Here is a 22766-nt window from a genome sequence, read left to right on the forward strand (position 1 = left end):
TAAACAAAAAAAATGAACCTGCTCAGTGCAGAAGTTCACTCTTTTCACATGAGAATATTCACTTTTTTCATATGAGATGATTCCTCCTCATCCCATTCCTTTATATCGGTAACAACATTGTTACTGAAAAACCACTTGCCCCATCTACAATAATTTTTCCATTTACAGATGCTGTTCGCTCCTCCATCCCCATAAGCCCGAGACCTTTCTTAACGAGAGCTGCACCTTTTCCGTTATCCTTCACTTGTACTTTCACCATCTTGTTAAGTACATGAATATCGATTGAAACGACTGTCGCATCAGCATATTTCATCGCGTTCGTTAGTGCCTCCATAACATTTTCACCGATAATCTTCCACTGAATCGGTGAAATCATATCCAAATTCCCTTTATATATGAAAGGAATATTGATATCATGCTTACCGGCAAATTCCTCTATGAATAATTTCATACGATGAATACCAATTTGCTCTGTTGGCGGCTTCATATTTTTTAATGTAACCCGAATACTTTCAATTCCATCTTTTGAAATATGAATTGCATTTTGTAATAACTCCGCAGATTTTTCTTTATCTATCCCCATTAATCTCTTTGCTGCTTCCATTTGAATTAGCGCCCCTGTCATCGAGTGGCCAATTTTATCATGAATTTCTTGTGACAACCGATTTCTCTCTTCTAACTTAAATGTGTACTCTGATTGCTTTATGTACTCTTTATTTTCATGTAAGCTTTTCGTCAGCCGCTGCATATCTTTTCGCATCTTATCATTTTGTGATTCAAGCTTTAATACACGCAATATATACCGTTCTGCCATAGTTAATATGACGAAAGAAAATGCAACAATTAATCCAAATGTCATTCGAATACTTTCATCTGTAAAGATAATAGGAATCATCATAATGATAAAGAGCTGCCATTTCTTCTCTATATAACGAAATATAATTTCATATAAGTTCAATGGTAAAAACAATATAAAAAACGGATGAATCTTCCATGTAAACAACATAACTACGCCAATTGACACGGAAGTTAATATGTTTTTGTACGTATCTTTTTTACATATAGAGATTAGCACGTTTACAGAAAGATATAAAAGCAAAGTAAGTATAATCCATGGTAAGTTCGTAACATTTAAATAAATGTAACTAAACACAATATATATAAAGACAATTAATTTACTTACAATTAACCAAAATTCCATATCATTAATCAACTTTCCCTGTTAAGTAATAAATCGCAATTTGTGTGCGATGTTCAAGTCCAGTTTTCCCTAAAACTGACGTAATATAATTTGCAATCGTTCCTTCTGATATGAAAAGTTGCTTTGAAATTTCTTTATTCGAGAAACCTTTCGCAATTAATGCGATAATACTAAGTTCTCTTTCTGTAAAAAGACTTGTATCTATTTTACATTCGTCCTCTTTGCTCTCCATTAAATTGCTCTTAATTTTATCAAGCACTACATCTTGCATAACTGTTTGACCGTTATATACTCCTTTTATTGCATCACGAATACGCTCTGGATCATTATTTTTTAATAAATAACCTTTCGCTCCGTTTTTTACTGCGTCCAAAATATATTCATCATCATCGAACGTCGTTAAAATTAGCGGTTTCGTTTTCGTCTCTTCACAAATAAATTTCGTTGCCTCTACCCCGTTCATATTTGGCATACGAACATCTAGAAGCGCAATATCAACGTCGTTCTTTTTGCAATAGTCCACTGCTTCTTTCCCATCATTTACTGTATCTACAACTTCGAACTCTTCATATGTATTTAAAATAATTTTCATGCCTTCTCTAATAAAAGAATTATCATCTGCTATTAATATTTTAATTTTCATGTTTGTTAGTATGGACCTTCCCCTACTAACATTCACATCCTTTCTTCACGTAACATTTCCTACTTGCTCATTATATACTTCTCTTTACCATTTTTTCACACCTTTTTTCATATAGCTTCCTTCCTAAAAATATATTATTCTTTTTTTACAACATGTGTAGGGTGACCGATCATTTCTTACGTCTATATAATAGAATGCGTCAAAAAGGAGGGAGAGACCCATTGAGGAAAAACAATTAATTGAAAAAGCACAGCAAGGAAGCGAACATGCTTTTCGTATCCTTGTGCAAACATATCGTCATTATATTTTTCAAGTTATCTTTTCTATTTTAAGACATGAAGAAGATGCGAAAGATGTTACACAAGAAGTATTCGTAAAAATTCACGCCTCTCTCCCTAATTATCAATTTCGTGGATTAAAAACGTGGATGGCGCGTATTGCCACCAATCACGCTATTGATTATAAGAGGAAAAAAGCTAGAGAAAATGAAGAACTCTCCTTATGTAAAGAAACTGAGGAAAATATAAAATCCTCTCATAATGTTGAGGATTTATTATTGACGAAAGAGCAAAAATTACTCATTGCTCAAAAACTGAGAGAACTTCCCGAAAATTACCGTGACGTCGTTCTCGCACATTACTTAGAAGAAAAAAGTTATCAAGAAATTTCTTTACAGGAAAACATCGAAGTGAAAACAGTCGAAATGAAACTGTATAGGGCAAGAAAATGGATTAAAAAACATTGGAAGGAGGAAGAGTTTCTATGATGCATTATTCAAAAGAAGATTGGTGCAATTATACTTTAGATTTTATAGAAAGCAATGAACGTGAATCTATGGAAGAACACCTTTATGAATGTGATCATTGTTTAGCACTTTATATGGAAAGTATTGATGAACAACATGAAAACCTTCCAATGATAAATGATGATTCATTTACGAACGAAGTTATGATGCAAATTAATTTTGAAACGTTACAATCTAATGAAAATATAAAAACAAACTCACTAAAGCGCACCATTATTCATTACATAATTGCGACTGCGGCTACAATTATTTTTATGGTAAGTGGTTTATTCCAGTATATTTTCACAGCTACATCAAATTTCGAGAAATCTTCAAAACATAACGAGTCTTCCATCTCACAACAAATTGTAAACAAAGCAGTGGACACATCAAAAAAGGACGGAGGTTTAAAGCATGAATAAAAATCCCTTTTTAGCACTTGTATTAGGGCTAATTCCTGGACTTGGGCATTTATATTTAAAGAAATTTGGACGGTTTATTTTATATAGCGGAGGAGCTTTATTTCTATTTACCTTTGCAGTAGTTTGGACGACACAATTAGGAGAGCGCGAGATTACCTTTCTCTCCCTATTTTTACTAGTAGTGTTATGGGTAATCAACCTACTCGATTTAGTTATCACTATTATTAATCAATCGAAAAAACAAGCAACCGGAGAATTTACTGAGTCCTCTAAAGAGAGCGAACGATTTTATATCATTCTCCTATCAATCATCCCTGGACTTGGTCATTTTCAATTAGGACTTATGCAACGTGGACTTACATTTTTAGTAGCTTGTACAGGAATCGGAAGTATGATTATATTCGTTGCACTCTTAACATCGCAAGAAAGTTTCCTTATCTTCCTTATTACATTACCTGTTTTATGGATTTACAATTTCTTCGATGTTGTTCAACAACTACAGAGAAAAGAACGTGGCGAGCAACTAGATGATCGTACTATTTTCGAAGAGTTTGAAGAGCATCGTGAACAAGGAAAGAAGAATAAAACATTCGCTTCTATTTTAGCGATGTTCCCCGGAGCAGGACATATGTATTTAGGCTTACAACGCCGCGGCCTTCAGCTTATGGCAGCCTTTTTACTTTCCATATATTTACTCGACTTATTAAGACTTTCAGCGTTTTTATTTTTAGTTCCAATCATTTGGTTCTATAGCTTTTTTGACGCTTTACAGCAAACTGCAAAATACGGAAAAGAACGTGTTAATGACGAACCTATCATAGATTATTTTATCAATCATCAAAGATGGATCGGTATCGGATTAATTACACTCGGTGGTTACTATTTATTAGATCAAACAGTCCTTCCTATTTTGAATGACTATTTTGCAACTATATTTAATATTCATCTTAGCGAACTATATTATCGCTATTTCCAAACATCTATCGTTGCTCTCCTTTTAATTGGTGGCGGCTTTAAATTGTTACTTGGAAACAAAGAAAACAAAGGTGGTACAAACGAATGAGAACATGGCGCGTTGGAACATTCTCAATGGGGCTTTCCATTATTACATTAGGTTGTTTCTTATTATTTTCAGTCATTAAAGGCACTCAAGTATTGGATACATTAACAGCATGGTGGCCTGTTTTACTTATTATACTTGGCGCTGAAATTTTACTATACCTTCTATTTTCTAAGAAGGAACAATCTTTTATTAAATATGATATTTTTAGTATTTTCTTTATCGGAGTTTTAGGAAGTGTTGGAATTGCTTTTTACTGCTTATTATCAACTGGATTACTCGATGAAGTTCGCTACGCCATTAATACAACTAGACAAACGAACACGATTCCAGAAAGTAAACTTAGCATTCCTGAATCTATCAATAAAATTGTAGTAGATGCAGGTACAGACAACCCTCCTCTAACGATAGACGGAAGGAACTCAAATGAGGTTAGCCTTCTTGGAACATACGAAATGACGACAAAAGGAAATGAAAAACCCAATTTAAAACAAGAAGATTTTCTTTCAGTTCAAACGACTGGAGAAACAATGTATATAACATTAAAGTCGTTACCGTTTCATCAAAGAATGTTTGGTCATGAACCACGCGTAAAGCCGACGCTTGTACTACCACAAACGAAACACGTAGAAATTCGTGCTTCTAATCGAGATCTTTCTCTTTATCCAGGTCAATTACAAAACAATTGGTTTGTACAAGAAAGCTCAGGTGTATCTGTTCATTTAATAAAAGAAAGTAACGTATCTCTAACAGCAGTAACAAATCAAAAAGAAGCATATGGAAACACACCTTGGGAACAAGTAGAAGATTTAACGAAAAAAGACAATAATTCTTCTGAAGAAAATCCAGAATTAGACAAGCAGGAACATTGGTATAAAAATTCGATTAAAACAGGCAACGGAACGTACAAGTTAAACATTGAGAAAGCTTACAATTTAAACATGAGTGTTATCGAAAAATAAAAAACCTTCCACAATTGTGGAAGGTTTTTCTCATATAATCGCTTTAATTCCTTCTAACACTAATCCAATCATAAATCCGCAAACAGCCCCGTTTACTCGGATCCACTGTAAATCTTTACCGACGTTATTTTCAATCATTTCAATTAACGTTTTATCATCTAACTTATCAAGATTTTCTTGTACAAGTTTTCCGATTTTCGAATGATTCTTTTCAACAAGTGTCACAACTTGTTTTTGTAGCCACTCTTCTATTCTTTGAACAGTTTGTTCATCTTCTTTTATTTTATTCATTTGTGTTTGTAAAAATGGAATAACATATTTATCCGTAAATTCTTCATTTTTCACAAAAGTAATTGCCCTTTGTTGTACTTGCTCCAGCATCTCTTTAATTTTGTCAGTAGCATTCCAATTGGCAATCCATTTTTCTTTCCAATTTTCTAATTCTTGTAGTAACGCTTCATTTTCTTTTACATTTATAATTTCTTGACGAATTTTCGATAATATAAGTTGTCTCGTACTATTATCTGCATCTTGTAAGCTGTTAATATTGCTAATAATAAATTTTTGCAAAATGCCGCCAATTTTATCTTCATCTACAATATTCATAAACGATTTCAAAGTAAACTGTAAGAAACCATCTACTTTTATGTTTTCCATCGCCTTCATACCTAAGCTTCCGAGCTGGTATCTGGCTTCATCTTGCGCTGTCCAATCTTTCACTTTTACTAAAATGTAATCAAGTGTCTTTTCATCATATTCTTGCACAACTAATTGATCAACAAGCACCTGTAAAATGTTACTTGTATTAATTGTATGCAAATACGTTTTTAATTCTTTTTCAATAACAACCGCTAATTTTTCTGTATCTATTGAAACAATCGCTTTCTCAGCAATCGTTACAATCCCCTTTTTCACAGCGTCAGACTGCATTTCTCTCTCAGCGATTTGCAGTACCATTTGCGCTAGCTGCATTTCTTTTACTTTATTCGTAATACTTTCTTTCGTCAGCCACTCATTTTCTAACGTATGAATGAGCCCTTTCGTTACTCGTTTACGATTTTTAGGTAATAACGCAGTATGCGGAATTGGAATTCCCATCGGATGACGAAATAATGCTGTAACTGCGAACCAATCCGCAAGTCCACCAACTAATCCAGCTTCAAATCCCCCTTGAATAATCTCCCCTGCTACCGTTCCTTGAAAAGGGATAGAAGCCGCAAAACCTACTCCCATAACCCCAAGCGAAATACCCGCTATATATTTAGTCTGTAATGACATCGTATACACATCCTCTTATTATGTAAAATAAAGCTTTTTGTTGTATTTATTTAATATTAGTTATCCTTTATATATACTATAAAGAACTATTGTGAAAATAACAAAGATTTTTATGCACATGAAAAAATGAGGCTACAACTAGCCTCATTTTCCTTATATTATTAATTCTAAACCTTTCTTATAATACCCATTCATCACATCTTCTGGAACCATACTACCACCCGTTCCCCACACAATATGAGTACCTTTTTTCATCTTCTCTGTTAACTGTTGCTTTTGTAAATACTCATCTTCTGTACATACTTTCACTGGTCCTATCATGCCCGCTAACGCAGAAGGCTCTAAATAAATATTTTCCGTATCAGCTAGTTCTTTTAACAATCTATACAACTCTTCATCACTTACTGTGTAATTTCCACTCAAAAATGATTCCATCGTTTTACCGACAAATCCAGACGGTCTTCCTACCGCTAGTCCGTCCGCGTCTGTTACATTATCAATCCCTATATCTTGAACGGCAATTTTATCATGAAGTCCTGTCATTAAACCGAGTAACATGCATGGAGAATGCGTAGGCTCCGCAAAGAAACAGTGCACATTGTCTTTATACAATAACTTTAAACCAAATGCGACTCCGCCAGGTCCGCCCCCTACTCCGCACGGAAGGTAAACGAATAAAGGATGCTCTTCATCTACTACAATCTCTAACTCTTTTAATTGTTTTTGTAAACGTGATGCTGCTACTGCGTATCCTAAAAATAAATCATGTGAGTTTTCATCATCTACAAAATAACAGCTAGGATCTGCATCTGCTTGCTGACGCCCCTCTTCTACTGCTTTACTATAATCAGCTTCATATTCAATAACGTCTACACCTTTACTTCTTAATAAATCTTTTTTCCATTCTTTTGCGTCTGCTGACATATGAACAGTTACGTTAAAACCTAGTTTCGCACTCATAATTCCAATGCTTAGCCCTAAATTACCTGTAGAACCTACCGCAATTGAGTATTTTGCAAAAAACTCTCTACAAGTATCACTGTCTAAAATGGAATAATCATCTTCTTCTGTTAACATTCCATGCTGCAAAGCTAATTTCTCCGCATGCTTCAGCACTTCATAAATGCCGCCTCTAGCTTTAATGGATCCTGATATCGGAAGCCCACTATCACATTTTAATAGTAATTCACCTAATATAGGTTTCCCGTAATTTTTCTCTAAAGACTGTTTCATAGTAGGTATCTTCACTAAAGGTGATTCTATAATACCGCCCGTTTCTTTCGTTTCTGGAAAAACTTTCGCAATGTATGGTGCAAAACGCTTTAACCTCTCTTCCGCATCTTTTACATCACCTTCATTCAATGGGGAATCTTTTATTGCCGTTTCATACTTTTCCATGTTTGGATTCACCCAAAACACTTCTTCTGTTGAGATTAATTTATTTAATAGTGGATATTCCTCTTTTAATTTCTCTATTCCCTTCATTTCTCTTCCTCCTCATAACCTTGTAGCTTACGATTCAATAAATTATAATTAAATTAATTTTAATTTAGTTTAACATAAATTATTCACTTTAGTTAATTTTAATTTAATTTTTTTAAATATAATTTAATAACTAGTAAGGAGCCTTTCATTATGGAAAATATAGATATTGGTAAAAAGATTGAAAAGCAAAGAAAAGAAAAAGGTTTAACGAGTAAAGAACTAGCAACGATGGCAGGTATTACACCATCTATGTTAAGTCAAATTGAGCGTGGGTCTGCTAACCCTTCTATTCAAACATTAAAAGTACTCGCTAAAGCTCTTGATGTACCAACATTTAGCTTTTTACTGGAAGATACAAATACAGACGATTTAATTGTACGTTCTCATAAACGAAAAAAAATGATTATCGATAATTTATCATATGAATTGTTATCACCTGATTTCACAGGAAATTTAGCAACAGCAATTATGACTGTTCCACCGAATACAGCTTCATCAGAAAATGTACTAGAACATAAAGGTGAAGAGTTAGCATACGTATTAGACGGGAAAATCACATTGTACTTAAACGAAGAAGAATACATATTAGAAACGGGTGATAGCGTAAAAATACCCGCTTATTTAAAACATAAATGGGTAAATCAATTCGAGAAAAATGCCATTGTTTTATTTTCTGTTACTCCGCCGATTTTTTAATACACAATAAAAAGATAGCCATGACGGCTATCTTTTTATTTTTTCGGTATCAACAAAATCCCTAAACTAATAACAAAAAAGCTCATTATTTGCTGTGCTGATAAACCAAATAAAACCGAGTTTTGTTCACTAACAAGCGAAATAATGATATGAGCAACCCCTTCAATAATTAGAAAAACACTTATATTCTTTCCGTTTCCTAACCTTTCATTTTTCATCCATAACAAGCCCATTATACAAAGGGTAAGGATGATCTCGTATGCGAAAATAGGGTGATATAAAAATTTAGATTCATATATTTTTACACCCCAAGGCAATGTCGTTTGTACACCTATTTTGTGGTTGAATAGAAAATAAAAAATAATACTCATACATAGTCCAATAGGTAATGCATCAAGTAAAATACGAAGCAAAAATTGTCCCTTTTTACTTTTCCAAACAATGTATATACTCGCAATTACACATCCTGCTATAATATGCTGCATACTTCCTACAGCTAATAGTGCCTGCAATGGCGACCTAAAAGCCCATACTGGATTTAAAATTGCCGGTGCAAATTTCCATACAAATACGATGATAAGAAATGCATTTGTTACTGCATCCATCATTTTTTCATATGGTACACTTTCGTTCTTCATCTTTCGTTTCATCAACATAAATCCAAATAGACTTCCAATTATAATAGATACAGGTTGTAACCTCACGATCCACTCCATCAATACAAAATCCCCTCTTTAACTCTCAATTAATTTCTTAAATTTCTCTTCTAATTGATCTGGAGGTAATACGCCTCGTACTTGCTCTACTATAATTCCATCTTTATTAACAAAAAATGTCGTTGGTAAAGAAAATACTTTATAATCTAACCCAGCTACTCCATCCATATCTAGTAAAACCGGAAATTCAAACCCATAGCGATCCGCAAATGCACCTGCTTCTTGTACTGGGTCACTTACAGTTGCATTCACCGCAAAAATTTCAACGTCCTTTTTATATTTATCATACATACGAACTAAGTCAGGTGCCTCCATTTCACATGGACCACACCATGATGCCCAAAAATTAATAAGATATGGTTTTCCTTTTGCATCATTTAACGAATGCAGCTTCCCATCTAATCCTTTTAACGTTATGTTTGGTGCTTTAAATCCTACTTGTGGTAATACTTCTGTTTCTTGTAAATCCGCTTGCTTTGCTTTTCTTTCTTTTTCTTCTTTTTTTGTATTATAAAAATTAACTCCGGCCCAAATTAATGCCCCGGCCAGTATAATCGCAATTAGCTTCTTCACTTTTCTTCCTCCTCATTTTTAAAAACCTGTAAATCCACCGAATAGACGAATAAAGAATGCGGTAATTTTCGTCATTTGATTTGTATACAATAAAACCCCTGTTACAATCATCATTCCGCCGCCAATTTTCATCATGACATTGGCGTATGTAACAATCCATTTTACCTTCCCAATAAAGAATGCCATCACGAAAAACGGAACCGCAAACCCAAGGGTATACGCTGTAATATAAAGAAGTGCTCCTTCAGGATTCGTTGCCCCAAGCATGAGTACAGCTGAAAATATCGGTCCAACACACGGCGTCCAACCCGCTGCATATGTCATACCGACTAAAATCGAGCGAATATATCCAGTCGATTTACTTCTGTATTGTACCTTTTTCTCTGCCATAAGCCACTTAGGTTGAAACAAACCTGTCATAAACAGTCCCATCAAAACAATAAAAATCCCACCAATTTGTTGAATCAATTTTTGGTTAGATGAAAATGTTATTCCAATCCAACTTACCGATAAACCTAACGCATAAAATATAACCGAAAATCCGATCATAAAAAATACGGTATGTATAATCGCTGATTTTTGCATCATTCCACGATTTTCTTTTAAATCTTGAATAGACACACCTGTAATATAAGATAAATAAGATGGATATAGCGGTAAAGAACATGGTGATATAAATGACAATACCCCTGCCCCAGCTACAAGCCAAATTGTTAAATCTGCTGCATTCATTTTATTCCCCCTATAACACTACAATAAGTAGTGTTAATTCTTAAAAAAAGAGGCTATATGCACTCTCCGACAATAAGTACAATCGACATACAGAATAACCCTAATGTTACATATACCGAATTCGTATGTAACGGAATATTGAGCTTAACAACTTTTTCATTTAACACTTGCTCGATTCGTAAATTTATTGCTGTTTTTGCAAATGAAGCTGTCACACATCGATTTTCCATTGTCTTTATTTTAATTAATTTTAATAACGCACTACCTAATTCGAATGAAGATTTCATCTTTTGCATTGCATATTTATCTGCTACTAGCTCCTGATACACATGATAGCGCTGCAATAACCCTTTTAATATCGGGATGTACACCATTCCTTCTGCTAATAACGTAAAACAAAATAATTTTAATGGATCTCGATTAGTTTGATGATATTCTTCATGGAAAATAATCGCATCCATTTCTTCATCTGAAAATGTTTGAAGCATGCCTTCTGACATGACAACTTTCGGACGAAATAACCCAATTGTAAATGCCGCAACTTCCGCGGTCGGCAATATATATATTTGTTTTCCTTTTCGAATGAAAGGGATAAGTACTTTTTGTAATTTTTTACTATAGAAAAATTGTCGCCAAATTCTTTTGCACACTATGAGTACCGTAACTAATAGTAATCCAGCAATTATAATACGAATGAGCGATAATTCCTTCATATGTTGTTCTAATTGAAACAAGCAAAAATTTGAAAGAAAGAACGCCTTATTTTGAAACAGAAATGGATATGTAACGTAATACACTAACATACTGAAAAAGAGGGTACTAACAATGACTGCTAACAATACGATTTTACGCATTTGCCATTTCATTTTATTGATCCTCTTTTTTTAACTGATTCAATTTGTCTTCTAATTTTTTTATTAAAATCGGATCAGCCTGTTCTAACTCATCTAGCATATGATTTACAACTAAATCTCCAAACTCCCCCATCAATTCCTGTGTCATTTTCTTCGTTTGATTGGATAAGAATTCTTCTTTAGTTTGTACAGCACGATATATGCCACTTCTTTTCACAGTCTGTTTTTCTAAGTGAAATTTCTCTACTAACCTGTTCATAACTGTCATGACCGTATTAAAATTCACAGGTGATTCTTCACTTAATTTCTGCTGTACTTCTTTAATCGTAATACCCTCGCTAGACCAAACAATCTCCATAATTTTCGCCTCAAGCGGTCCAAAGAAATGATTTAACCCTTGCTCATTTAACTTATAGTTTTGAGTAAACATAGTTTGGCTCCTTTCACACTACGAATTGTAGTATAAATTAAATGAAAGGTCAAACACGAATGATATACACTAAAATTCACTACCTATAAATCAATACGCCATTCCATTCATTATAATCCTAGCTTCTCTCCAAATGTTTCAAAGAGATACTGTTCTAATATTTGTACACTAAACTTCTCATTACGCCCAAGTGCAAATAATTCCCGATCTTTCGCTACGATAGTATCTAATGGAATAACGACATTATCCACTATTTTTGTAATTTCAATGATGTTACTTTTTACATTTACCTCTGTTTTAAATTCAATGTTTTCTAATACGATATGCGAGCGTCTTCCTGATGCCAAAAAAGTAAAGTTAGGATTTTTATAAATGCCAATTTCACTCTCTAATGGGTATAAATACTGAAAAATGATATCTCTATGTCCATCTTTTATTATTTTTTCATCCTTCTCATCATCCAAGTATTCTTTCACCTTCGTTGTAAATTCAAATCGAAAATCCACTTTTTTCACGCTCCCTCTTTGTATTTTTATATTAAATAAATATACTGAAATAATTTTACCATATTGTAATACAAGTTCCTATAAAAAGTAAAAACTCATTTGTAAAACCTCTATTATTTCCGATTCCTTTTTAAAGGATAAGCACTAATTCAATATGAATTAATGCTTTGTTATATCTATTTAAACATATTGTTTCCATATTTTGAAACAATAGTATGAAGTATTATATATCGATAAAGTGAAACTTTTACCAGCCCTCACCACCTTTACTATTTCGATATACTTAAACTACATTTTCTACTTATTCATTACATAGAGAAGGAATGTAAGTCTCTTCTATCGAATTTTTATATAACAAAAATGATTAGGTGGTGCTTTACTATGAAATTAGCTGTCATTGGTGGCGGTGATTTACAAGATTCAAATCACTCGCCTATTAATGAGCGACTTATAGAATTAACAAATAAACAGTATCCAAAAGTATTATTCATTCCTACAGCTAGTCATGATGATGAAAGCTATATCAAGCTATTTTTAGACACGTTCGAAAAACAATTACACTGTGAAGTACAAATTTTACGTACTATAGCTGATACACCTTCTAAATATGAAATAGACGAAATGATTCAGTCTGCTGATTTAATTTATCTCGGTGGCGGGAACTATATTCACATGCTTACACAATGGAAAGAACTTAAACTCGATGAAAAATTACTATTGGCTCTGCAACAAGGAACACTCATTGCGGGTTATAGCGCTGGTGCTATGTGTTGGTTCACATCTAGTATCCGATCAGATTATGAAGGCTCTGGTTATATAGAGTGTAACGGTTGGGGGATTGTGAACAAAAGATTTTGTCCACATTATAATCAATTAAATAGAATGAACGCCTTCCACTCCTTTTTACAAAACCATCAAGGTAATATAGAAGGAATTGCACTAGAGGATAATTGCGCTCTATATATTACAGAAGAATCTTTTGAAATTATCGGTGAACCTGAAAAAGCGTGGGAGTTTTATATGAGTGATAACAAGCTCATAAGACAACATTTTGATATCACTTTAAAAAGCTATTTGTAAACCTACACTTACAAAAAATGTCCCTAAGTATAATAACTTAGGGACATTTGCATGATTTAACTCACTAATCGTGTAATTCGTTTCTTCTGCCATGAAAGCTTATAATATGCATACTGTAATATTAAGCTGACAATAAATGCTGCTGGGTACCCAATCCATATCCCTTCTATGCCAAGACTTGTATGGTAAGAAAGGTAATACGCTACAGGTACTTCAACAAGCCAAATTGATACAACGCCGATAACAGTTGGCCATAATACTGTACCACTTGCTCGCATTGTTGCACTAATAATTTGCGCATGCCCGAAAATTAAATAACTCCATAATGTAATCATAACTAGGCTATGAGCAATTTCAATTGTAGTTTGACTCGTTAAAAATAGTGATAGAATATCTCTTGAGAACAAGTAAATAAGAGATATTAGCACACCACCGATGACGTAGTTCATAATAATTCCGGCCTTCACAACTTTCTGCAATCTATCAAATTGATTCGCACCAATTGATTGTGCTGCAAAAATGGAAACTGTAATACCAAGGCTAACTGCTGGCATTTGTACATAACTTGCAACCTGATTCACGACGCCATATGCCGCTGTTGCATCCGAACCGTAACGATTTACAAACGCGATGACCGCAATTTCAGATAATGAAACTAATATCATATTAATACTCGCTGGAATTCCGAGTCGTAGCAATAGCTTCAATAACTCCCTATCCATGCGAAGATATTTCCTTACCGTACTATCTAATTGTAGTGGGTGATTTTTCTTCTTTAAATACACCAACATGACAATAAACGTAATAACTGTAGATATAACAGAAGCATAGGCTGCTCCATACACATCTAATTTCGGAGCTCCTAACCATCCGAAAATAAGAATCGGTAATAAGATCATATTTAGCGCTGTACTTACAATTAAAAAGTAAAATGGCGTTTTAGAATCTCCTGTACCTCTCATAAACGTTGTGTATGCAAAATATAAAAATAAGACTGGCATCGATATAAATAAAATACGCGCATAATGAACACTTATATCAATAATATTTTCTGGCGTTCCCATAAGGCGCATAATATCCATCGCAAAAATACTACCTACTATCGCCAACACAACTCCAATAATAAAGGTAAATGTCAGTGTCGTACCAACGATCGCTTTTAAACGATCTTCGTTTTTAGCACCAAACGCCTGACCAATTAAAATCGAACTACCTGAACCAATACCAATCACAAATGAAACGAGTAAGAAGAATAGCGGGAAGAATGCTGATATGGCTGCTAAATCATTCACTCCAAGCCATCTTCCTACTACTACCATACCGAATAATTGTCCAATCGATTGTAATACATTACTTAATAGTAACGGTACTAAAAACATGGACATCGACTTCCAAATCGGTTTACTCTCACTTTCTAACTTATGTGACTCCGCACCTTCTTTATTGTTATCTGTAGGTGGTTTCAAATTTCATTTCTCCTTTTATTAAAAATCTGTTTTTCAACTTATATCTCTTTGTATAGTTGTTATAATAATGTGCTTCTTTTCATTTTCTTTTCCGTATGATTATAACTTCACCCAATATTGGCTTCCATCAGCTGCTCTATCTAAAAACCCATATTCAATTAAATATCTTCTTAAAGTTACAAAATCCGGATATACACTTTCTATGACAGTATTTACTTCTTTTTCAGTGTACTTTTTATTACTATCAAACTTCGTCACTAAGTGGCGTAATATAATTAATTTACGCTTTTGCTTTTTCGGAAATTTAGAAAGCGGTCCATCCAATCCTTCTGTAAAGTGTGCTTTTAATACTTCATCATTTTCTTCTTCCGTAATATTGTAGCGATCATCTACCATCGTTGCTGTTCTATGAATGGGTACAAATTTCGTTTGTACTTTTGATTTTTCTTCTGATAGTTCCATTAACGCTAAAAACACTTTCGCTTGCTTCATTTTCTCTCGAAGTGTAAATCGATGATTTCGAATGGTCGAAGTACTTCCGCCATCCATCTCGTTTACAATCTCTTTATCATTCAGCCCCATATGGAAAAACTGAACCATTTTCTTTTGCAAATCAGTTAAACCAGTATACTTCTTATCAAGGTTTAATAAATAATCAAACATAGACGTGTGTTCATTTTGCACATGTAATTGTACAAACTTCTCTGCTTCATACAAAACTTGATTATCTTGATAAATAACCCCCTTAATAAACGCTTCTCCACAAGCTAAACAAATATACTCCTCTGCTTCCGCTTCAAACACATACCCTTTCTTCAATTCCTCAACCGACGCATCCCAAAACTTCTCTGAAATATCATTCATACTAAACACTCCTTTAAAATGTTTATCTAAAAACAGACATTTTCCAATAACGTTTACTATCGCTTCATCATCTTAACATAAAACAAACAAACACTTCAACGTTTCGTTTACCCATTTTATAAACTTTTATAAAAACATCTATTATATATTCTTTAAAAAGGAAATCAAGCAACAAAAAACGAATGTATTTAATGAATGAATTACGATAGGATGTGAAACAAAACATGACTATTTTACAAGACCCATGGTTTACTGTTAAACAAATTGCCCAAAATACATATGCGATTAGTGAATATGGACATTGGGAGAAAGTACATTCCTTCTTACTTGTAGGCGATACTACCGCACTCCTTATCGATACTGGACTAGGTATCGATAATCTGAAGCGTATAACTGACCAACTAACAAACTTACCAATTATTGTTGTCACAACACATGTCCATTGGGATCATATCGGTAGTCACGCACAATTTGAAGAAATCTATGTACATGCTTTAGAGGCGGATTGGCTCATTAATGGCATAAAAGGACTTCCTATTACTCAAATTAGGCACGACATCGCTCGTGATATTACTTTACCTACACCTAAAACATTTCAACCTGAAACATTCAAACCCTTTCAAGGAACACCAACAAAATTACTACAAGATGGAGATATGATTGATATCGGAAAAAGGAAAATTCAAATTATACATACGCCAGGTCACTCACCGGGGCATATTTGCCTATACGATTATGAAACTGCTTTTTTATTCACAGGAGATTTACTTTATGAAGGCACGATTTTTGCATTTTATCCATCAACAAACCCTGTAGATTTAGTCCAGTCTCTAAATAAAATTACAAACCTCTTTCCTATTAAACAAATTTTCGGTTCACATCATACCCTCGGCCTTTCACCTGTTATATTGAAAGAAGTGAAATATGCTATTCAATATTTAAATGATAAAGAGCTGATTAAACATGGGACTGGTATTCACATATTCCAAAACTTCAGCCTTCAATTTTAACTACAAAAAAGGTGTTTCCGTATACGAAAACACCTTTTACTCATTATATATTCTATTTACAACCTCGACTAAAGCTTTACTTACCTGTACGAATATATGCTTTCGGTTTCCATCCTCAACAAATTTATTAGCACAACTACCCATAATCATCATACAACTAATTATGACAAATGCTAACTTTCTATTTTTGCAAGTCACTTTATACCTCTCCACTATTGCAAAATTCCATTTAAATTTATCCCATCAGAAAATTTTACATGAATAATAAAACGTGTGAATATGCAATTCTGCATATTCACACGTTTTATCACGATGTTATGATTTAATTTAGTTAAAGAACACGTATACCGGGGTGACTAACTTGAAATTTAAAGCGAAAAAACATCCATTTCACGTCATTTTTATTTCATTATTTATAATCATTTTTTTCATTTCGTTATTCTTCCAAAATGAAAATTCTATTTTTTTCACTCTCATGATGCTGTTAAATGTCGTAAATCTTTCTTCCTTCTATTTTTCTCACTACCATATAACTGCTTCATCTCTTATTGTAAAACACGGTTTCATATTTCATACTGAAATTCCATTTGAAGACATTCGTCACGTTACATACTCTGGTAAAAAACTTCATTCAAAAAAATGGACTAGACAGCAATTAGAAATCCATTACAATTTATTTGACTCAGTAACTGTTTTTATCCCCCAAGAAGAAGAAAAGTTCATTTCAGTCTTAAAAGAATACTGTCCGCATATGAAAGTATTGAATATGTCTGCTAACAAATAATATGTTTTGGCACTTACAGTAATACAAATAGAAAAGATAAATATTAAAAAAGCCAAGATTCTAAACAAAGAATCTCGGCTTTTTTTATTACTCTTTCGGAGCAATCATTTTTTTCGGATCGACAATTTCATCAAATTGTTCTTCTGTTAGTAGTCCAGATTGCAGTGCTGCTTCTTTTAGCGTTAACCCATCTTTATGAGCATGCTTCGCAATTTTCGCTGCATTTTCATATCCGATATGCGGGTTTAATGCTGTAACAAGCATTAATGAACGATCCACATTCTCTTTAATTACTTCTTCATCTGCTTCAATACCAACTGCACAATTATCATTAAATGAAACAATTGCATCTGCTAATAAGTGAGCGGATTGTAAGAAGTTATATGCAATAACAGGTTTAAATACGTTTAACTCAAAATTACCTTGACTCGCAGCAAATCCGATTGTTGCGTCATTTCCCATCACTTGCGCAACAACCATCGTTAACGCTTCACTTTGCGTTGGATTTACTTTACCTGGCATAATAGAGCTTCCTGGCTCATTTGCCGGAATAATAATTTCTCCTAGACCACTACGTGGACCACTTGCCAGCCAGCGCACATCGTTAGCAATCTTCATTAAATCAGCTGCTAATGCTTTTAATGCACCATGCGTATATACAGCTTCATCATGGCTCGTTAATGCGTGGAATTTATTTGGTGCAGAAATAAATTGCTTACCTGTAAATTGGCTAATTTCCTCTGACACCATCTCACCGAATTTTGGATGAGCATTAATACCTGTTCCAACTGCAGTACCACCAATCGCAAGCTCTTTCATATATGTATTGCTCTCAGCAATCATACGCTCTGTTTTTTCAAGCATACGGTGCCATCCGCTAATTTCTTGTCCTAATGTTAACGGTGTTGCATCTTGTAAGTGTGTACGACCAATTTTTATAATATGTTCAAATGCAGTTACTTTTTCTGCTAGCGTTTCTTTTAATTTCGTAATTGCTGGTAATACGTGATTTTCTACTGCAATTACACATGCTACATGAAGTGCTGTTGGAAATGTATCATTTGAACTTTGAGACATGTTCACATCATCATTCGGATGAATATGTACGTCAGATCCCTTCTCTTTCAAAATTTGATTCCCTCGATTTGCAATTACTTCATTCACGTTCATGTTTGACTGTGTACCACTACCCGTTTGCCATACGACAAGTGGAAAATGTTCATTCCATTTCCCTGCAATCACTTCGTCAGCTGCTGCCACAATTGCTTCTGCTTTTTCTTCTGATAGCTTTCCTAATTTTTGATTACTAAGTGCTGCACTCTTCTTTAATATGGCAAATGCTTTTACAATTTCAAGCGGCATTTGCTCTGTTCCAATCGGGAAGTTTTCTTTACTACGTTGCGTTTGTGCTGCCCATAATTTATCAGCTGGAACTTTTATTTCTCCTATTGTATCTCTTTCAATTCTGTACTCCATTTTTTCATCCCCTTGAAAATAAAATACCTACATTTCTCATTTTAACAGACTTTCACACAAATGATAAGAATTCTCACTCGTATATATAAAAAAATACCTCCTGCCATCGCAGAAGGTATTTTTTTATGATGCTTGCTTTCCTTTTTCAACGTCATCTACATACCAAATGAATTTACCTGTATATCCGTAAATAACTGCTAAAATTAACGATACGAAGCTTAACCACATAAATGGAACGTATGAGAACGTTGCTACACCTAAAATACCAGCCATAAAAATACCATTATCAGACCATGGCACCATACCTGAAGTTAACGTTCCACCTACTTCTGAGTTACGTGCTAATACACGTCGGTCTATTTTTAATTTATCATAGCTATCTTCCATAATTTTCGGTGTTAAAATTAGTGATACGTACATCGCACAACCAAATATATTCGCTAAGAATGCTACGATTAATGTAGACAATGTTACATTACCTGCAGAATTTAATTTCTTCTCAAATTTAGATACGATTACTTTTAAAACTCCTAGTTTTTCAAGTAATCCACCAAATCCTAAACCGAAAATAATAACGGCTACTGAACCAAGCATACCGTTAATTCCACCACGGTTTAATAACTTGTCAACAAATTCAACACCAGATTGAATTGAGAATCCATTATACGCTGTTCCAATCGCCTCTCCAAAGTTCATTCCTTGGAAAAGAGTTGCCCAAATTGCACCAATTAAAGCTCCCATTGCAATTGTTGGCATAGACGGTTTCTTCATCGCTAATAGAGCGATAACAACGACCGCCGGAACAAGCATCCATATTTTAATATCAAATTCCTTTAATAAAGCTTCTTTTAAAAACTCTACTCGATTCAAATCTACATTATCGCCGCCATACATCCAACCAGCTACAGTAAACATAATGCTAGTAATAATATAAGCCGGAACATCTAGTACGAGCATAGCTCGAACGTGAGCAATAACATCTACTTTTGCCATAGACGCTGCAAGAACTGTACTATCAGAAAGTGGTGATAATTTATCGCCGAAATAAGCTCCTGAAAGAACTGCACCGGCAACAAGCGGAAGTGGTAAGCCAAGTCCTTCACCAATCGCCATCATAGCAATACCTGCTGTTCCGACTGTTCCCCATGATGTTCCTGTTGCGATAGAAGTTATCGAACAAATAATTAATGTTGCTAATAGGAATATGCTAGGGTGAATAAACTCTAATCCATAATAGATTAATGTTGGTACTACGCCACCAGCAATCCAAGTTCCAATTAAAGCACCTACCGCAACTAAAATCAGTATTGCTTCTAATCCGTTAGAAATCCCTTTCGTAATTGCATCTTGCAATTCTTGATAACGAAATCCTAATCTTAATCCAAGCGCAATTACTAAAAACCATGAAATAAATAGCGCTAATTGAATTGGGAGATCAAAAATCGTTTGGAAGGAAAAGACAACAGCAAGAAATAGTAATAAAAGAACTATGATTTCTAGCATCGATGGTAATCTTACACTTTTCATTTTTTTCTCTCCTTACAAGTCGATAACATGACGTGTGTCGTCTTACATGTATGTAATATACAATTAGCGAAGACAAAACAAAATTTTCATATTATTTCGATTTATTTTTCCAGTATAATATAACACCTTTTCTATTGTAAAAGTAGATGTTACTTTTCGCAATGGAAAATATAAAAAATGTTACATTTTTATATAGAACAATCCAAAAATAACTTTTTTAATATTTTCCATAACAAATTTTTTTACTATTATCCTCACCTTTTAAGGACTACCATTTTTCCCCACAAAAAAGCACACATCATTAAAATGATGCATGCTCCACTTTTATTTATACATATTTTGTATTTCTTCTTTATTTTTAAGTATTTCCACAAATTGATCGCTACAGCCTTTCGGAAATAACACTCCGAGCCCATAGGAATGCTCAAACTGAAAATGAGGGTACTTCGCCTTGACCTCATCCCAAAATTTATACACACCGAAGTTTCGATTTTTCACCTCAATATCATGAAATAACACAATACCGTTATTCGCAAGTTTCGGTAACCATGTTTTATAATCATGAGAAACTGCTTCATACGTATGATAGCCATCAATATGCAACAAATTTATCGTTCCATCTTGAAATTGATCCACGGCCTCGTCAAAAGTAGACCGAATTAAATTCCCTATTTGAGGATAACTCGTGCTCACGAATTTACTCACTATTTGAAAAACACCTTCTCCATATGGACCTGTGTGCTCATCTCCTGCCCAAGTATCTACAGCAAAACATTTTGTAGATACTCCTCCATCTTTTACCCCTTGGCAAAAACTAAAAAAAGAAGCTCCTAAATGTGTACCTAACTCAACTAATATTTCTGGTTTTTCAAATCTTACTAAATCATAAGCGAAGTTTAAATGTCCCACCCACGCAGAGTTCATTCGAATATATGGACTATATTGATCAAATTCAAATGTTGGTTTATAAGTAACCCAGCTCATCACATTTCTCCTTCTACACATATTTTTAACAAACCAAATTACTCTTATCTTTATTTTTTTATCCTCTTGATTATGATTTAATTTTATAATTTCATCTCGCTTTATTTCACCTACTCACTTGTATCCTACAACATAACTGGAACTACTAAAATTCCCACCTTCTAACACAGAAATTTCAGTTTATTTTTTATTCATTTCGTGATATATTGCATATTGTATCCAAAACAAATTTTTAGAAAAGGAGAATTAAAACTATATGGATCCAAATCGTCTAAAAGGAATCATTATGGTTGTAATTGGTGCTTGTTTATGGGGCTTGTCCGGGACAGCTGCACAACAACTTTTTCAATATGAAAATGTTTCTACTGAATGGTTAGTTACAATTCGTTTGCTTATATCAGGCTTTATCTTGCTCCTTATTTCATCATTTGGAACGAGAAAAAAAGAAATATTCGGTATATGGAAACAAAGATCTGATGCTACTAAAATGATATTGTTTGGCCTATTCGGTATGCTTGCTGTACAGTATACGTACTTCGCTTCTATTAAAGAAGGAAATGCCGCTGTCGCAACATTATTGCAATATTTAGCTCCTATATTTATTACTGTATACTTACTTTTCAAATGGAACGTTCGGCCATCAAAAATTGATTTCATTTCCATTACCCTTTCATTAGTAGGTACTTTTCTCTTACTAACAAACGGGTCTGTTCATAACTTGGCTGTTTCTACTCCGGCTATTATTTGGGGTATTTTATCTGGGGTATCTCTTGCTTTTTATAGTTTATATTCAAAGGGATTACTAGAAAGGTGGTCTTCCTCTGTTATCGTTGGATGGGGCATGATTATTGGGGGTATCGGTGTAACGATTCTACACTTTATTTCTACGAAAGAATTCATCTTATTATCGACTATGAAATATGTAAAACTAAGTACTCTACCACTCATCACATTTGTCGTCATTTTTGGGACACTTATTGCATTTTATTTATACTTAGACAGCATACGATACCTGACTCCGAAAGAAACGACATTATTCGGTTGTACAGAACCACTCGCAGCTATTATTTCTTCTGTACTTATATTACACGTACCCTTCCAATCTTTTCAGTTATTAGGGGCTTTTTGTGTCATTGTAATGGTGCTCATCTTAAGCCAAAAACCGGATGAAGGAAAACAGGAATTAAAGTTTGTTCATGAGAAAAAGGAAAATATACAATGAAAGGATTGAAT

Annotated in this window: 24 protein-coding genes; 9 read left to right on the forward strand and 15 right to left on the reverse strand. The window is 33.9% G+C overall.

What is annotated here, in order from left to right; genetic code table 11:
- Positions 1 to 100: 100 nt before the first annotated feature.
- Positions 101 to 1201 (reverse strand): sensor histidine kinase, encoded by a 1101-nt coding sequence (locus MKO96_RS05895; protein WP_240586987.1) that lies wholly within the window; start codon positions 1199 to 1201, stop codon positions 101 to 103.
- Between the two features lie 4 nt (positions 1202 to 1205).
- Positions 1206 to 1844: a response regulator transcription factor gene (locus tag MKO96_RS05900; protein WP_087980117.1), complete on the reverse strand. Its 639-nt coding sequence runs from the start codon at positions 1842 to 1844 to the stop codon at positions 1206 to 1208.
- 283 nt (positions 1845 to 2127) lie between these two features.
- Between MKO96_RS05900 and MKO96_RS05905 the strand changes: the two genes are divergently transcribed.
- The 4 genes from MKO96_RS05905 to exsE are packed head-to-tail and all read left to right on the forward strand — an operon-like array spanning position 2128 to position 5072.
- Entirely contained in the window at positions 2128 to 2610 is a 483-nt protein-coding gene (locus MKO96_RS05905) for an RNA polymerase sigma factor (RefSeq protein ID WP_240586988.1), read from the forward strand.
- Positions 2607 to 3050 (forward strand): hypothetical protein, encoded by a 444-nt coding sequence (locus tag MKO96_RS05910; protein WP_240586989.1) that lies wholly within the window; start codon positions 2607 to 2609, stop codon positions 3048 to 3050. The genes MKO96_RS05905 and MKO96_RS05910 overlap by 4 nt, the downstream gene beginning before the upstream one ends.
- Positions 3043 to 4113, forward strand: coding sequence for a hypothetical protein (locus MKO96_RS05915; protein WP_240586990.1), 1071 nt, complete (start codon positions 3043 to 3045; stop codon positions 4111 to 4113). Before MKO96_RS05910 ends, MKO96_RS05915 begins: the two co-directional genes overlap by 8 nt.
- A complete protein-coding gene (gene exsE, locus MKO96_RS05920) occupies positions 4110 to 5072 on the forward strand; it encodes an exosporium protein ExsE (protein WP_240586991.1) in 963 nt (320 codons plus the stop codon). The genes MKO96_RS05915 and exsE overlap by 4 nt, the downstream gene beginning before the upstream one ends.
- A gap of 30 nt (positions 5073 to 5102) precedes the next feature.
- Here the strand turns inward: exsE and MKO96_RS05925 are convergent, their stop codons facing one another.
- Positions 5103 to 6350, reverse strand: a complete 1248-nt coding sequence (locus MKO96_RS05925; protein ID WP_240586992.1) for a DUF445 domain-containing protein — start codon at positions 6348 to 6350, stop codon at positions 5103 to 5105.
- Between the two features lie 153 nt (positions 6351 to 6503).
- A complete protein-coding gene (locus MKO96_RS05930) occupies positions 6504 to 7835 on the reverse strand; it encodes a D-serine ammonia-lyase (protein ID WP_240586993.1) in 1332 nt (443 codons plus the stop codon).
- Positions 7836 to 7985: 150 nt separating this feature from the next.
- Between MKO96_RS05930 and MKO96_RS05935 the strand changes: the two genes are divergently transcribed.
- The gene (locus tag MKO96_RS05935; RefSeq protein WP_000427658.1) at positions 7986 to 8531 is read left to right on the forward strand and encodes a helix-turn-helix domain-containing protein; all 546 of its coding nucleotides are present in this window, start codon (positions 7986 to 7988) and stop codon (positions 8529 to 8531) included.
- 35 nt (positions 8532 to 8566) lie between these two features.
- On the opposite strand, the gene MKO96_RS05940 is transcribed toward MKO96_RS05935, so the two are convergent.
- The 6 genes from MKO96_RS05940 to MKO96_RS05965 form a co-directional block, all read right to left on the reverse strand.
- Positions 8567 to 9247: a prolipoprotein diacylglyceryl transferase family protein gene (locus tag MKO96_RS05940; protein WP_240586994.1), complete on the reverse strand. Its 681-nt coding sequence runs from the start codon at positions 9245 to 9247 to the stop codon at positions 8567 to 8569.
- An 18-nt stretch (positions 9248 to 9265) separates the two neighbouring features.
- Positions 9266 to 9820 carry a TlpA family protein disulfide reductase gene (locus MKO96_RS05945; protein WP_087980108.1) on the reverse strand — a complete coding sequence of 185 codons (555 nt, stop codon included), beginning with the start codon at positions 9818 to 9820 and terminating at the stop codon, positions 9266 to 9268.
- Between the two features lie 18 nt (positions 9821 to 9838).
- The gene (ccdA, locus tag MKO96_RS05950) at positions 9839 to 10552 is read right to left on the reverse strand and encodes a cytochrome c-type biogenesis protein CcdA (RefSeq protein ID WP_098115536.1); all 714 of its coding nucleotides are present in this window, start codon (positions 10550 to 10552) and stop codon (positions 9839 to 9841) included.
- A gap of 53 nt (positions 10553 to 10605) precedes the next feature.
- Positions 10606 to 11418: a M56 family metallopeptidase gene (locus tag MKO96_RS05955; RefSeq protein WP_240586995.1), complete on the reverse strand. Its 813-nt coding sequence runs from the start codon at positions 11416 to 11418 to the stop codon at positions 10606 to 10608.
- Position 11419: 1 nt separating this feature from the next.
- The gene (locus MKO96_RS05960; RefSeq protein ID WP_240586996.1) at positions 11420 to 11836 is read right to left on the reverse strand and encodes a BlaI/MecI/CopY family transcriptional regulator; all 417 of its coding nucleotides are present in this window, start codon (positions 11834 to 11836) and stop codon (positions 11420 to 11422) included.
- Positions 11837 to 11946: 110 nt separating this feature from the next.
- Entirely contained in the window at positions 11947 to 12342 is a 396-nt protein-coding gene (locus MKO96_RS05965; protein WP_016088463.1) for a DUF3942 family protein, read from the reverse strand.
- Positions 12343 to 12723: 381 nt separating this feature from the next.
- Here MKO96_RS05965 and MKO96_RS05970 point away from each other — a divergent pair, with 381 nt between their 5' ends.
- Positions 12724 to 13422 carry a peptidase E gene (locus MKO96_RS05970; protein ID WP_087980104.1) on the forward strand — a complete coding sequence of 233 codons (699 nt, stop codon included), beginning with the start codon at positions 12724 to 12726 and terminating at the stop codon, positions 13420 to 13422.
- Positions 13423 to 13478: 56 nt separating this feature from the next.
- On the opposite strand, the gene MKO96_RS05975 is transcribed toward MKO96_RS05970, so the two are convergent.
- Positions 13479 to 14888 carry an MATE family efflux transporter gene (locus MKO96_RS05975; protein WP_064470812.1) on the reverse strand — a complete coding sequence of 470 codons (1410 nt, stop codon included), beginning with the start codon at positions 14886 to 14888 and terminating at the stop codon, positions 13479 to 13481.
- Positions 14889 to 14987: 99 nt separating this feature from the next.
- Positions 14988 to 15752, reverse strand: a complete 765-nt coding sequence (locus tag MKO96_RS05980; RefSeq protein ID WP_240586997.1) for a DUF2087 domain-containing protein — start codon at positions 15750 to 15752, stop codon at positions 14988 to 14990.
- A 224-nt stretch (positions 15753 to 15976) separates the two neighbouring features.
- Between MKO96_RS05980 and MKO96_RS05985 the strand changes: the two genes are divergently transcribed.
- Positions 15977 to 16762, forward strand: coding sequence for an MBL fold metallo-hydrolase (locus MKO96_RS05985; RefSeq protein WP_240586998.1), 786 nt, complete (start codon positions 15977 to 15979; stop codon positions 16760 to 16762).
- Positions 16763 to 17123: 361 nt separating this feature from the next.
- Positions 17124 to 17546, forward strand: a complete 423-nt coding sequence (locus tag MKO96_RS05990) for a PH domain-containing protein (protein WP_240586999.1) — start codon at positions 17124 to 17126, stop codon at positions 17544 to 17546.
- Positions 17547 to 17633: 87 nt separating this feature from the next.
- Here the strand turns inward: MKO96_RS05990 and fumC are convergent, their stop codons facing one another.
- The 3 genes from fumC to MKO96_RS06005 all read right to left on the reverse strand — a co-directional run bounded on the left by fumC (position 17634) and on the right by MKO96_RS06005 (position 21533).
- Positions 17634 to 19022, reverse strand: a complete 1389-nt coding sequence (gene fumC / locus MKO96_RS05995) for a class II fumarate hydratase (protein WP_240587000.1) — start codon at positions 19020 to 19022, stop codon at positions 17634 to 17636.
- 123 nt (positions 19023 to 19145) lie between these two features.
- The gene (gene nhaC, locus MKO96_RS06000) at positions 19146 to 20549 is read right to left on the reverse strand and encodes a Na+/H+ antiporter NhaC (protein WP_087980097.1); all 1404 of its coding nucleotides are present in this window, start codon (positions 20547 to 20549) and stop codon (positions 19146 to 19148) included.
- Positions 20550 to 20873: 324 nt separating this feature from the next.
- The gene (locus MKO96_RS06005) at positions 20874 to 21533 is read right to left on the reverse strand and encodes a class I SAM-dependent methyltransferase (protein WP_048561219.1); all 660 of its coding nucleotides are present in this window, start codon (positions 21531 to 21533) and stop codon (positions 20874 to 20876) included.
- A 256-nt stretch (positions 21534 to 21789) separates the two neighbouring features.
- Here MKO96_RS06005 and MKO96_RS06010 point away from each other — a divergent pair, with 256 nt between their 5' ends.
- Complete coding sequence (locus MKO96_RS06010) at positions 21790 to 22755, forward strand: DMT family transporter (RefSeq protein ID WP_240587001.1); 966 nt, start codon at positions 21790 to 21792, stop codon at positions 22753 to 22755.
- Positions 22756 to 22766: the final 11 nt, after the last annotated feature.

It is taken from the genome of Bacillus sp. ES1-5, assembly GCF_022487605.1.
In the GTDB taxonomy this organism is placed as follows: Bacteria; Bacillota; Bacilli; order Bacillales; family Bacillaceae_G; genus Bacillus_A; species Bacillus_A wiedmannii.